General features: G+C 58.7%; 13 protein-coding genes. 12 read left to right on the forward strand and 1 reads right to left on the reverse strand.

Translation table 11 applies throughout. The features are described 5' to 3' along the window. Nucleotides 1-10 precede the first annotated feature (10 nt). The 12 genes from NMA58_RS30575 to NMA58_RS30630 all read left to right on the forward strand — a co-directional run bounded on the left by NMA58_RS30575 (nucleotide 11) and on the right by NMA58_RS30630 (nucleotide 11,218). The gene (locus NMA58_RS30575; protein ID WP_416068751.1) at nucleotides 11-772 is read left to right on the forward strand and encodes a transporter substrate-binding domain-containing protein; all 762 of its coding nucleotides are present in this window, start codon (nucleotides 11-13) and stop codon (nucleotides 770-772) included. Between the two features lie 66 nt (nucleotides 773-838). Continuing rightward, nucleotides 839-1,561 carry an ABC transporter permease gene (locus NMA58_RS30580; RefSeq protein WP_431324616.1) on the forward strand — a complete coding sequence of 241 codons (723 nt, stop codon included), beginning with the start codon at nucleotides 839-841 and terminating at the stop codon, nucleotides 1,559-1,561. Between the two features lie 11 nt (nucleotides 1,562-1,572). Then, nucleotides 1,573-2,262, forward strand: a complete 690-nt coding sequence (locus NMA58_RS30585; RefSeq protein WP_416068749.1) for an ABC transporter permease — start codon at nucleotides 1,573-1,575, stop codon at nucleotides 2,260-2,262. Between the two features lie 38 nt (nucleotides 2,263-2,300). After that, nucleotides 2,301-3,512, forward strand: coding sequence for a trans-sulfuration enzyme family protein (locus NMA58_RS30590; RefSeq protein ID WP_416068748.1), 1,212 nt, complete (start codon nucleotides 2,301-2,303; stop codon nucleotides 3,510-3,512). Between the two features lie 89 nt (nucleotides 3,513-3,601). Continuing rightward, the gene (locus tag NMA58_RS30595; RefSeq protein WP_416068747.1) at nucleotides 3,602-3,922 is read left to right on the forward strand and encodes a DMT family transporter; all 321 of its coding nucleotides are present in this window, start codon (nucleotides 3,602-3,604) and stop codon (nucleotides 3,920-3,922) included. Nucleotides 3,923-4,031: 109 nt separating this feature from the next. Then, entirely contained in the window at nucleotides 4,032-4,943 is a 912-nt protein-coding gene (locus NMA58_RS30600; RefSeq protein ID WP_431324617.1) for an ArgP/LysG family DNA-binding transcriptional regulator, read from the forward strand. 194 nt (nucleotides 4,944-5,137) lie between these two features. After that, nucleotides 5,138-6,199 (forward strand): homoserine dehydrogenase, encoded by a 1,062-nt coding sequence (locus NMA58_RS30605; protein ID WP_416068745.1) that lies wholly within the window; start codon nucleotides 5,138-5,140, stop codon nucleotides 6,197-6,199. Beyond that, nucleotides 6,196-7,617: an aldehyde dehydrogenase family protein gene (locus tag NMA58_RS30610; protein WP_416068744.1), complete on the forward strand. Its 1,422-nt coding sequence runs from the start codon at nucleotides 6,196-6,198 to the stop codon at nucleotides 7,615-7,617. The genes NMA58_RS30605 and NMA58_RS30610 overlap by 4 nt, the downstream gene beginning before the upstream one ends. A 43-nt stretch (nucleotides 7,618-7,660) precedes the next feature. Next, a complete protein-coding gene (dapA, locus tag NMA58_RS30615; RefSeq protein WP_434714924.1) occupies nucleotides 7,661-8,539 on the forward strand; it encodes a 4-hydroxy-tetrahydrodipicolinate synthase in 879 nt (292 codons plus the stop codon). Between the two features lie 8 nt (nucleotides 8,540-8,547). Then, nucleotides 8,548-9,963, forward strand: a complete 1,416-nt coding sequence (locus NMA58_RS30620) for an aspartate ammonia-lyase (RefSeq protein ID WP_416068742.1) — start codon at nucleotides 8,548-8,550, stop codon at nucleotides 9,961-9,963. A gap of 9 nt (nucleotides 9,964-9,972) precedes the next feature. Beyond that, the gene (locus tag NMA58_RS30625) at nucleotides 9,973-10,758 is read left to right on the forward strand and encodes a phosphotransferase (protein ID WP_416068741.1); all 786 of its coding nucleotides are present in this window, start codon (nucleotides 9,973-9,975) and stop codon (nucleotides 10,756-10,758) included. Between the two features lie 13 nt (nucleotides 10,759-10,771). Beyond that, on the forward strand, nucleotides 10,772-11,218 hold the full coding sequence (locus tag NMA58_RS30630; protein WP_416068740.1) for an Lrp/AsnC family transcriptional regulator: 447 nt from the start codon (nucleotides 10,772-10,774) through the stop codon (nucleotides 11,216-11,218). 108 nt (nucleotides 11,219-11,326) lie between these two features. On the opposite strand, the gene NMA58_RS30635 is transcribed toward NMA58_RS30630, so the two are convergent. Further along, nucleotides 11,327-11,956, reverse strand: coding sequence for a glutathione S-transferase family protein (locus NMA58_RS30635; RefSeq protein WP_416068739.1), 630 nt, complete (start codon nucleotides 11,954-11,956; stop codon nucleotides 11,327-11,329). Between the last annotated feature and the right edge of the window lie 13 nt (nucleotides 11,957-11,969).

Genomic DNA, 11,969 nt, shown 5'->3' on the forward strand with positions numbered 1-11,969 from the left:
GGGAATGCAAATGAAGCATCTGGGAAAAGCTCTGGCCATCGGCATGATCATGATGGCGGCAAATGCGCACGCCGACATCCGCTTTGGCATCGTCAACGAGGCCTATCCGCCTTACACGACCAAGGACGCCTCCGGCAAGGCGATCGGCTGGGAGATCGACCTGATGGACGCCGTCTGTGAGGAGCTGAAGGAAAAATGCGCGATCGTCGACGTTGCCTGGGATGGCCTCATTCCGGCGCTGGAAAGCAAGAAGATCGACGTGATCTGGTCCTCCATGTCGATCACCGACGAGCGCAAGAAGCGGATCGACTTCACCGACAAGTACTATTCAGCGCTGGCGGGGATGATCGGCCCGAAGGACGGCGCCATGGGGGTTGCGGCCAAGGAGCTGAAGGACAAGACGGTGGGCATTGCCGTCTCGACCACCCAATCCGCCTATTTCAAGAAACACTTCGCCGACGTCGCGAGCGAGAAGAGCTATGCGACGGTCGATGAGTCCTTCCAGGACCTTGCCTCCGGACGCATCGACTACGTCTTTGCCGACACCGGCCCGCTCAAGGAATTCCTGAAAACAGACCTCGGAGAAGAGTGCTGCGAGTATAAGGGCAATGTCGAGCCGGACGACACCATCCTCGGCGCGGGGGTCGGCGGTGGTGTGCGCAAGGGCGACGACGCGCTGCGCGAAAGACTGAACGCCGCCATCAAGGCCGTCAGGGACAGCGGCAAGTATGCCGAATTCAGCAAGAAGTACTTCGACTACGACCCCTATTGAGACCAAGGCGGTTGCGGATCGCCACACAGCTGTGCGGCGATCCCTGCCTTGACTGGAAGGCTTCCCATGAACCCCACACATTCAGCGCTGGATCTTCTGTCCATCGCGCCTCCCGGCTGGGGAGGCGTGCTCCTTGCGGGTGCCCTGGCCACTGTCCTGATCTCGTCCGGAGCATATCTGGTCGGGATGCTAATCGGACTGTTCGGCGCGCTCGGAAAACTGAGTGGGTTTCGGCCGCTCCAACTCCTGCTTAATGCCTATACCACGATCATTCGTGCCGTACCCGAGCTGATACTGATCGTTGCCCTCTATTACGCCGGAACAGACGGCGTGAACCGTATCCTTGCCTGGGCGGGACTGGGACCTATCGAAATCAACGGTCTTGTCGCGGCTATTGCGGTCCTTGGCTTTGTGCAGGGTGCCTACATGACAGAGGTGCTGCGCGGCGCAATCCTTGCAATCCCTGTCGGGCAACTGGAAGCCGCGAAAGCGTTCGGAATGCGTCCGGCGTTGCGCTTCCGCAGGATCGTCTTGCCAGGCCTCATCCCGAACGCGCTGCCGGGCTTTGCCAATCTCTGGATGTCGGTCATCAAGGACAGTGCATTGATCGCCGTCGTTGGTTACCAGGAACTGGCGCTTGCCGCGCGCGTCGCAGCAAGCAACACCAAGGAATACATGGTGTTCTTTCTAGCTGCTGCGGTGCTCTACCTCGTCATCACCATAGTCTCGAACATGCTCTTCGCTGCGCTGGAAGCCTACTTCCGTCGCGGACAAAGACCGAATGCGTAAGGGAAGCGGACATGGATTTCAGCTGGATTTTCCCCTACCGCGATCTCATTCTGCAAGGTGCTTTCCTCACCTGCCTGCTGCTTGTGATCTCGGTGACCTGCGGCTTTGGCCTGGCGATCTTCCTTGCGATTGCCCAGGTGGGCAAGAGCCCCGGCGCACGCTGGGTTGCGAAGGGATACTGCACGTTCTTCCGCGGCACACCGCTTCTGATTCAGCTCTGGCTCATTTACTACGGCCTGGGCACGTATCTGCCTTACGTACCGGGACTGAGAACAAGTTTCCTGTGGCCGATATTGCGAGAAGGCCTGTTCTTCGCCGCCTTTGCTTTGACGCTGAATTTTGCAGCCTATCAAGGTGAGATCCTCAGAGGCGCCATGTTGGCGGTTCCGAAGGGTGAACTAGAGGCTGCTCGCGCCGTTGGCATGTCGCCCGCCATGATCCTGCGCCGGATCTGGCTTCCCCGTGCAATCCGCATCGGCTTGCCCACCTTTGCCGGAGAAGTGGTCCTTCAGCTCAAGGCCACACCGATCGTGTTTTCGGTGACGGTCATGGACCTCTATGGCGCCGCCTACAAGATCCGCCAGGACACGCTGCTCGTCTATGAACCGCTGCTCCTCGTCACCCTCTTCTATGTCGGTCTGACCTTTCTCATCACCCAGGCCTTCCAGAAGCTCGAAAATGCTGTGCCGACGCGCCGCTAGCGCGGCCCCTAAACCCCGAACAACCAGAGACCCACGACATGTCCAGACCAGACAAACACGAGCTTTCGACGCTCTCCTTCAACACGCTTTCGGTGCATGGCGGCAACGAGATCGACAAGACCTCCGGCGCGATCCGCACACCGATCGTCATGGCCAATTCCTATCTTCTGCCCTACGACCCCTCGACCATGGACTGGTCGGACACGGAGGCGCCTTCCTATACACGCAATTCCGGTCATAACCAGATCTGCCTGCAGCGCAAGCTGGCGGCCATGGAAGGTGGAGAGGACGCAGCCGTCTTCGCAACCGGTGTAGCTGCCCTCCACGCCGTGTTCTTCACCTTCCTGAAAAGCGGCGATCATGTGATCGTCGGCGATGTCACGTATGAAGCCGTCTGGCGGCTCTTCGCCGAGCTCTTGCCTCAGCGCTACAAGATTGAGGCAACCTTCGTCGATATGGGCGACATGGAGGCAGTCAGAGCTGCCGTCCGGCCCAACACGAAGCTTATCCATACGGAAACGATCGCCAATCCGACGACGAAGGTTGCCGACATCGCGACACTGGTCTCCATAGCCAGGAAGGCTGGCGCGCTTCTGTCGGTCGACTCCACCTTTACGCCTCCCCCATTTTTCCGGCCGCTGGCGCTCGGCGCCGATCTCGTCATCCACTCCCTGACCAAGTACATCAATGGCCATGGTGATGCGATGGGCGGTGTGGTGGTCGGTTCCAAGGAACTCATCCATCATGTCAAGGCGGACGCCCTTGTCGATCTCGGCGGAACAATCTCCCCCTTCAATGCCTGGCTGATTACCCGCGGCTCGGTCACGCTTCCATTGCGCCTCAAACAGCAGTTCGCCACCGCACAGGTCGTTGCGAATTCCCTTGCTGGCGACGAGCGGGTTGCCTACGTCACTTATCCCGGGCTCGAAAGCCACGACCAGCACCAACTGGCAAAGGCTCAATTTGCAGGCAAGGGTTATGGCGGCGTCATGGCCTTCGCGGTCGAGGGGGACCCGGACGCCCAAAACCGCTTCGTTTCCAATCTGAAGGTGATCACCTCGGCGGTCTCGCTCGGCCACGACGAGACCCTGATCGTGCACGTCGGGGGAAGCGGCCGCGGAGGCGCCGAACGCTATCCGCTGAATTTCCAGAAATATGGACATCTGCGTCTTTCCATCGGCCTGGAGGATCCCGAGGATCTCATCGCCGATATCAATAACGCTCTCGACGAGACCTTCGACCGGTCCTGAAGACGCGAGTTCCGACGCCAGGTGCAGCGGGAAGCCCTCTCGTCGGGATCTTCCCGCTATGTCAGCGACGTTCTCAAGGAAAACACACTATGCATTGGATTATTCTGCTCATCGCCGGGCTGCTCGAAGTGGTCTGGGCCTTCTATATGAAAAAGTCCGAAGGCTTCACACTGCTTGTTCCGTCGGCAATCACGGTCGTCGCAATGATTGCAAGTGGTGTGCTGCTTTCATTCTCGATGCGCGTTCTTCCGCTTGGCACGGCCTACACTGTCTGGACTGGCATTGGAGCCGTCGGGTCGTTCCTGCTTGGCGTCCTGGTCTTGAACGAGCCAGCTGCCCCAATGCGCATTCTCGCCGGCGCCATGATACTCTCCGGTCTTCTGATGATGAAGCTGTCGAACGCCGGATGAAAGAAGGTTAGCGACGGTCATTCGCGCGCTCCGGTGGCAGCAATTTTGCGCGCCAAGCCCAGACAAGAACAAACTTCGCCAACCGTCACATGCAGACTGGACTCGAGCCATGATAGACTACCAGGCAGTCAAGGCCGTCGTTTCTGTCATCAGATTGGGCAGTTTCGACAGAGCTGCTCGCGAACTGAAGGTTACGCAATCAGCTGTGTCGCAGCGGGTCAAGCAGTTGGAACAACGCCTCGGCGTCGCGCTGATCGTCAGAGGAAGCCCGTGTTCCGCCACCACGGCGGGTGCTCAGCTCGTCTACCATTTCGAGCGCGTCGAACTGCTCGAGCGCCAATTGGCCTCCAGAATGCCCGGTCTCATCGGTCCTGGCTCACTGCCTGAACGCATGACCATCAGGATTGCCGCCAATCCGGAATGGCTCGGGAGCTGGATCCTGGATGCCGTCTCCGACTTCGTACGATCCGCACCGTTTCTCGTCGACCTGGTTCTGAATGAAACCATTCGGACGCTAGAAAGGCTGCGAGCCGGCGAGGTTGTCGCTGCGGTCACCTTAGGCGAGGAACTGCTTGAGGATCACGACAGCCGTTCGTTGGGCAGCCTTCGCTTGGTAGCCGTGGCAACCCCGGGCTATAGCAGCCGCCATTTTCCACAAGGGGCAAGCGCCGAGGCGATGGCCAAAGCGCCTGGTCTGGCCATGGGGTCGACGGACCCCTTTCCGAAGCGATGGGTCAAAGTTGCGCTCGGCGATGATGTCGAGTTTCCGGTGCATCGGCTGCCCTCGCGCGCAAGCATCTTCGATGCAGCCCTCGCAGGCATCGGATGGGGCGTTGTCCCGGCTCACCTTGCTGCGGCCCATCTCAGGTCCGGCACTCTGACAGAATTGATCAAAGGGACAGGTGTCGACTTGCCGGTGCGATGGCAGGTTCATCGCGTAGCAGTCCACCAGCTGGAGGGGCTGACCGCGGCCATCGTTCGTCTTGCGCAGCAAAGCCTTGAACTCGATGGAATTTCATAGATGTCAGTGTTGTTGCAGGACCTCCAGCAGCTCGCCGGATTGCTCGCAAAAGAAGCAATGAGCGCAAGCGTCGTGACGCTGGCATTTTGGGCGAAATGCCTCCTCCTTTGGCCGATTTGCGCCGTTCCCACTGAGCGGTCTGCCTCGCATTTTCGGCGAGCAGAGAACGTCATTGGTGTCATTGGAGGATTGTCATGACCGTCTACAACATTGCTCTCATCGGCTTTGGCGGCGTAAACCGCGCTTTGGCCGAGCTTATCGCGACAAGGAACCCGCTGTGGGAGCGGGAGCTTGGGTTCCGTCTGAATATTGTCGCTGTGAGCGATCTTTATCTCGGCTCCGTGATCTCACCAAACGGGCTCGACGCGAAGACGCTGATTGAAGCCAAGTTCACCAAGGGTGGGTTCGGCCAACTCTCAGGCGGGAGTGCGGAAGCGGACAACGAAACGATCATCAGGACCGCACCGGCAGACATTGTTGTAGAGGCAACGTTCACCAACCCGACGGACGGCGAGCCCGCAGTCTCCCATTGCCGCTCAGCGCTTGCAAGCGGCAAGCATGTTGTCACGACGAACAAGGGTCCGGTGGCACTTGCGGCGTCGGAGCTGAAGGCCCTCGCTGAGGCAAATGGCGTCCGATTTGAGTACGAGGGTTCCGTGATGAGCGGAACGCCGGTGATCCGGATGGCCGAGAAGACGCTCGCGGGCGCTGAGGTCGATGGCTTCGAGGGAATTCTGAACGGCACTTCCAACTTCGTTCTGGGACGGATGGAAAGTGGCCTGGATTTCGATACCGCCGTCAGGCAAGCACAGGAGCTCGGCTACGCGGAAGCCGATCCCACGGCGGATGTCGAAGGCTTCGACGTCCGCTTGAAGGTCGTCATCCTTGCCAATGAGCTGCTTGGCGCACAACTCAAACCGGATGATGTCTCCTGCAAGGGCATTTCGCAGCTTTCGCCTTCTGACATCAGGGATGCAGCCAAGGCCAACAGCCGCTGGAAACTCATTGGTTCCGCCTCCCGGGGGGAAGACGGCCGCGTCGTCGGAAGCGTCATGCCGAAGCAACTGCCGTTGGAGCATCCTCTCGCCGCCGTCAACGGTCCAACCAATGCCGTTTCGTTCAGCACGAAGCTGCTCGGCTCCGTGACGGTTACCGGACCCGGTGCGGGACGAATTGAGACTGCGTATGCTCTATTGTCCGACATCGTGGCAATTCACGCGCAAAGCACGTCCGCCATTGCCAGGGAGGCTGCATGATGCACAGCCTCGCCCTGACCAGCCCCATGCCGAGCGATGAGATCGTCGTGCGCAACCCTTTCGACGGATCGGTCGTCGGAACTGTTCCCAGCAGCGATGCTTCTTGCGTGGGCAGCCTTATCGAACGTGCCGGCCGCGGAGCGCAGGCCGCCAAAGCTCTGCCGCGCCACAAGCGAGCTGCAATCCTTGAAAAGGCAGCCGCCGCCATCGAGGCGGCGCATGAAGAATTCGCGCTTCTGATCGTCAAAGAGGCCGGCAAAACGGTAAACCAGGCCCGCAAAGAGGCGACCCGATGCGTCAACACGCTAAAACTCTCGGCCGATGAGGCCAAACGCAACGCCGGCGAGGTCATTCCGTTCGAGTCCTATGCTGGGTCCGAAGCCCGGCAGGGTTGGTACACCCGGGAGCCGCTCGGGATCATTGCGGCCATCACCCCTTATAATGACCCGCTGAACCTGGTCGCCCATAAGCTTGGGCCGGCGATTGCCGGTGGAAACGCCGTGCTCCTCAAGCCGTCTGAGCTTGCTCCCCTGTCGGCGCTCAAACTGGTCGACGTTCTGGTGCAAAGCGGCCTTCCGGAAGAGATTGTTACGGTTGTCATCGGTGGCGCGGATCTTGGCAAGGCACTCGTCGTGGCAAGAGACGTGCGAATGATTTCGTTCACGGGCGGGTTTGCCACGGGGGAGGCAATCGCCAAGGCTGCAGGCATCAAGAAGCTGGCGATGGATCTGGGAGGCAATGCACCAGTCATCGTCATGGAAGACTGCAATTTTGTCGCTGCGGTCGACGGCTGCCTGTCTGGAGCCTACTGGGCGGCCGGTCAGAACTGCATTGGCACCCAGAGGATCCTGATCCAGCGCTCCATTTATGAGCGGTTCAAGTCGGAGTTCGTTGCAGCCACAAAAATGCTCAAGACTGGAAACCCACTTGAGCCTGACACTGATGTCGGCCCGATGATTTCGGAACGTGCCGTTCAACGCGCAACGGCGATGGTCGACCGCGCCATTGCTTCTGGCGCCGACCTCCTTTGCGGCCACAGCCCGGCGGGCAACCTTTACCCACCGACGGTCTTGGAAAATGTTCCCTTTGGTTGCGACCTATGGAGCGAAGAGGTGTTCGCCCCGATCGTAATCCTCGAACCCTTCGATGCGCTCTGCGATGCCATCCGCCTTGCGAATGCGCCAGACTACAGTCTGCACGCCGGTATATTCACTAATGACCTCGAGGGAGCCCTCGAGGCGGCCAGCGGGATTGATGCCGGAGGGATCATGATCAACGACTCTTCCGACTACCGGTTCGACGCTATGCCGTTCGGCGGCTTCAAGTATGGCAGCATGGGCCGCGAAGGGGTGCGCTTTGCTTTTGAAGACATGACCCAACCAAAGGTCGTCTGCATCAACAGGCTCAAACGGCAATAGATCACCAGCCAACAAGCCCATCAGCAACATCAGGAGTACCATTTTGTTCAAAGGTTCCATCACCGCACTTGTTACACCCTTTGCTGATGGGCGTGTCGATGAAGGCGCGCTGCGCGCCCTTATCAACTGGCAGATCGAGGAGGGATCATCCGGACTGGTCCCATGTGGAACGACAGGCGAAAGTCCGACACTCACGCATGCCGAGCACAAACAAGTTGTCGAGATTACGGTCAAAACGGTCGGCGGCCGTATCCCGGTCATTGCAGGGGCAGGCTCAAACAGCACGGCGGAGGCAATCGACTTCGTCCGCCATGCACAGGAAGCCGGCGCCGATGGATTGCTGGTCGTCTCACCCTATTATAACAAGCCGACGCAGGAGGGCATCTATCAGCATTTCAAAGCCATAGATGCGGAGGCCGAGCTCCCGATCATCGTCTACAATATTCCAGGTCGCAGTGTGATCGACATTCAGGTCGAGACGTTGGCGCGCATTTTTAGCGACTGCAAGAATGTGAGCGGTGTGAAAGACGCCACCGGCAATCTCCTGCGACCTTCACTGGAGCGCATGGCCTGCGGCAAGGACTTCAACCTGCTGACCGGGGAAGACGGCACCGCCCTCGGCTACATGGCCCAGGGCGGGCACGGGTGCATTTCTGTGACCGCCAACATTGCACCGCGCCTGTGCGCTGAATTCCAGCGCGCCTGCCTTGGGGGCGACTTCACCTCGGCCTTGGAGATCCAGGATCGTCTGATGCCATTGCACCGGGCGCTCTTCCTGGAAACAAACCCCGCTGGGCCGAAATATGCCCTGGAGCGGCTGGGCCGCATCCGTGGGGACCTGCGATTGCCTCTTGTTCCCGTCAGCAGCTCGGTTCGCGAACAGATCGATCGGGCGATGCTCCACGCTGGCGTTTTGAGTTGAGGTCACCGATGAAGATCGATCGCATAGAAACTGACCTCATCGGGCCTCTCTCCATTCCCGCGGGTAAGCTGTTTGGCGTGCATACCCAGCGCGCGGAGGAGAATTTCAACGTCACAGGCTTCCGCCTGAGAGACTTTCCCGAGCTCATCCAGTCGATGGCGATGGTGAAGCAAGCCGCAGCGCTGACCAATATGGAACTCGGACTGCTGTCTTCTGAGAAAGCTCTTGCGATCGCAGAGGCGTGCGACGATCTCATCGAACTAAGAGCGATTGATGACAATTTTCCCGTGGACATGATGCAAGGCGGAGCGGGCACCTCCACCAACATGAACGTCAACGAGGTCGTGGCCAATCTTGCTCTTCTCAAGCTGGGCGCCAGCGTCGGAGACTATTCCACGCTTCACCCAAACGACGACGTCAACCTCTCGCAGTCGACTAACGATGTCTACCCGACAGCGATCCGGTTGACCCTGTTGCGCACCTGCGACGCGCTCATCGCCGCGCAGGTCAATCTTCGGGACACTTTCCGTCGGAAAGGTGCTGAATTCGTGGATGTCATAAAGGTTGGACGCACGCAGCTCCAGGACGCCGTGCCCATGACTGTCGGCCTGGAGTTCGAAGCCTTTGCGGAACTGATCGACGAGGACATCATCCAAGTGCAGTCTGCCAAGAAACTTCTTCAGGAGGTCAATCTTGGCGGCTCTGCAATCGGAACCTCGATCAATGTGCCGCCGGCCTTTCCGAGCGTTGCGTGCAGAAAACTCTCCGAGATCTCCGGTCTGCCGCTCATCACAGCTCGTAACTTGGTGGAAGCGACATCGGATACAGGCGGGTTTGTCGCCTTTTCAGGCATTCTCAAACGAATTGCCGTCAAGATGACGAAGATCTGCAACGATTTGCGGCTCTTGAGCAGTGGCCCAATCGGGGGACTGGGTGAGATCCGGCTGCCGGCGATGCAGGCAGGCTCCTCGATTATGCCCGGCAAGGTCAATCCGGTCATTCCGGAAATGATGAATCAGATCGGATTTCAGGTGATCGGCAATGACCTGACGGTGACGCTTGCCGCAAGTGCCGGACAACTGCAACTCAATGCGATGGAGCCGGTCATTGTCCTGAACATCCTGCTGTCAATACGCATGCTGACCAGAGGGATGGAAATCTTCGCCAACCGGTGTGTGGCGGGGATCGAGGTCGATAAGGATCGTTGTAAGGCTTTGTTGGACCAGTCTCTCGTTCTGGCTACCCCGCTAGCAAAGCTGATCGGCTACTCCAAGGCGGCTTGGCTGTCGAAGAGAGCACTATCTGAAAAGAGAACTCTGCGCTCCATCGTCGAGGAAGACGGATGCCTGACCAAACGGCAGATCGAGGAAATCTTCAGCGACTACGCGGCGTTTGCAAACGTCCCGCAGCGCACGCCCGCTTGAGGGGAAGTCATGGCGGTATTTACCGAACTGTCTGACGAAGACCGCCACGCGATCGTGGAAGCATACGGCTTGACAGGTCTGTCCTCGGTGATCGGCATCGCCGACGGCGATCGTGAAACGACCTATCTGTTCCGGTCTGCCGAAGGCGAGTTCATCGTGACCCTGTTTGAAAACGGGGCCGAGCCGCTTGATCTCGAACGCGCTTTCACGACGATGGAAACGCTGCATCGGGCGGGCGTCCCCTGCCCCGAACCCAGGCGCACCGTCGACGGCAATGCCACGTTTCAGGCTGCGGGTCGGCTTGTGGCCATTGTAAGCTTCGTGTCCGGGTCATCGACAAGTGATCCTTCGCCAGCCAAATGTGGCAGTGTGGGCTGCCTTATGGGCCAGATACACATGAGTTTTCAGAGTGGGCTCAACCGCCAGCCTGACTTACCATCGGGACCCGTACATGGTGCATTGGTCTTCGCGAATGTCTTTTTTCTTGGCGATGAAGTCAGCGGTGTCATCAATTTCAGGCTTCGCCATGATGACGCCCTCATCGCCGAGATCGCCGACGTTCTCGTTGACTGGACAGGCGTGCCCGGCGGCGGTTTGGACCGGCGCAAAGCCCATGCGCTCTTGAGCGGTTATCAAACCATCAGAAAGCTCTCGGCAGCAGAAAAAGCAGCTCTGCCTGCGTTTGTTCTTGCCTCAACAGCCAAGCGCGCCGCCGCGGACGCGAGAAGGAGTTCGGTCCCTGAGTGTGCCCTTGTCGCCTATCATTCGGTCACGCCAGATATCTTCGACCAATAGAGGCGGCAACGGGATGAAATATCTTCTGGACCGAATAGATGAACTGGTACTTGCCGAACTCAAAAACAACGCCCGCATTTCGCACGCGGAATTGTCGGCAAAGGTGAACCTGTCCCGAAACGCCGTGCGGGTGCGCATCGAACGGCTCGAACGAGAAGGTTTCATCAAAGGCTACACGATCGTCACCGGTGAGGGCGGAAACGACCGGCAGGTGACCACCGCACTCATGTTCGTCTATCGCCATGACCGCATGAGGGGCGGTGACGTCATCAACGTCCTACGCAAAATCCCGGAGGTTGTCGCCTGTGACGTCATGACCGGCGATTTCGACCTGGTGGTGAGGGTCGAGTCTTCGCAAGCCGATCGTATTCGCCAGATCTGGCAGCAAATATCCGAACTTCCAGGGGTACGCGACACGCTTACGGCATTCGCGCTCTCCTCCGTCGTTCGAAAGGCCTGATAGACCCAGAGGTATAATTGGCAGGACCTTGGCTTGGTCAAAGGAGCGCGTATAAGCCCGCCGATAGCAGTAAATTGAAACGCTCGGTCGCGATCTGAAAAAATACGACTATAGCGATGTCGGACCGGGCATTAGATCGTAGGGGTGTCGCCATCCTGGCAGATCCCGGATCCTGTCCTTCCACTTGGCGATGTGAGGAAACTCCTCCTGAGGCAGGCCCGCATCTTCGGGCATGTAGACGTAGCCTGCAAGAGACAGGTCCGCGATGGTGGGCCGAGCAGCCACAAGGAACGGTGTTTGCCGCAAGTGATCATCCACGATGCGGTAGGCCGCAATTGCACGTTCCCTCAAGAATTGCGTCACCGCCGTCTCCCCAGTTTTCTTGATGCCATACAGGAAGCGCAAGGTGGCATAGTAGCTGGTGAATTTGTGATTATCGAACAACATCCACCGCCAGATTTCCTGTTTCTCACGGACGTTTTCGGGACCGAATTTTCCAGTCGCCTCAGCCAGATAGTCGAGAATGAGCGCCGACTGGCTGAGCCTTGCCCCCTTGTGCTCGAGGACCGGAACCTCGCCCTGTTCATTAACCTCCTGTCGCCATTGCTCTCGGTGCGTTTGCCCACCGAAATAGTCGACGAACACCGGCGTCCAATCCATTTCCGCCAAGGCGAGAAACAGAGCCACTTTGTAGGAGTTGCCTGACATTGCAAAGCAATGCAGTTTGAATTCGGACATGCTCGACCTCCTT

The organism is Rhizobium sp. YTUHZ045, assembly GCF_051124255.1.
Lineage (GTDB): Bacteria > Pseudomonadota > Alphaproteobacteria > Rhizobiales > Rhizobiaceae > Rhizobium.

Coding starts and splice junctions, on each gene's coding strand:
- NMA58_RS30575 (WP_416068751.1), top strand. CDS start 11: ATGAAGCATCTGGGAAAAGCTCTGGCCATCGGCATGATCATGATGGCG.
- NMA58_RS30580 (WP_431324616.1), top strand. CDS start 839: ATGAACCCCACACATTCAGCGCTGGATCTTCTGTCCATCGCGCCTCCC.
- NMA58_RS30585 (WP_416068749.1), top strand. CDS start 1,573: ATGGATTTCAGCTGGATTTTCCCCTACCGCGATCTCATTCTGCAAGGT.
- NMA58_RS30590 (WP_416068748.1), top strand. CDS start 2,301: ATGTCCAGACCAGACAAACACGAGCTTTCGACGCTCTCCTTCAACACG.
- NMA58_RS30595 (WP_416068747.1), top strand. CDS start 3,602: ATGCATTGGATTATTCTGCTCATCGCCGGGCTGCTCGAAGTGGTCTGG.
- NMA58_RS30600 (WP_431324617.1), top strand. CDS start 4,032: ATGATAGACTACCAGGCAGTCAAGGCCGTCGTTTCTGTCATCAGATTG.
- NMA58_RS30605 (WP_416068745.1), top strand. CDS start 5,138: ATGACCGTCTACAACATTGCTCTCATCGGCTTTGGCGGCGTAAACCGC.
- NMA58_RS30610 (WP_416068744.1), top strand. CDS start 6,196: ATGATGCACAGCCTCGCCCTGACCAGCCCCATGCCGAGCGATGAGATC.
- NMA58_RS30620 (WP_416068742.1), top strand. CDS start 8,548: ATGAAGATCGATCGCATAGAAACTGACCTCATCGGGCCTCTCTCCATT.
- NMA58_RS30625 (WP_416068741.1), top strand. CDS start 9,973: ATGGCGGTATTTACCGAACTGTCTGACGAAGACCGCCACGCGATCGTG.
- NMA58_RS30630 (WP_416068740.1), top strand. CDS start 10,772: ATGAAATATCTTCTGGACCGAATAGATGAACTGGTACTTGCCGAACTC.
- NMA58_RS30635 (WP_416068739.1), bottom strand. CDS start 11,956: ATGTCCGAATTCAAACTGCATTGCTTTGCAATGTCAGGCAACTCCTAC.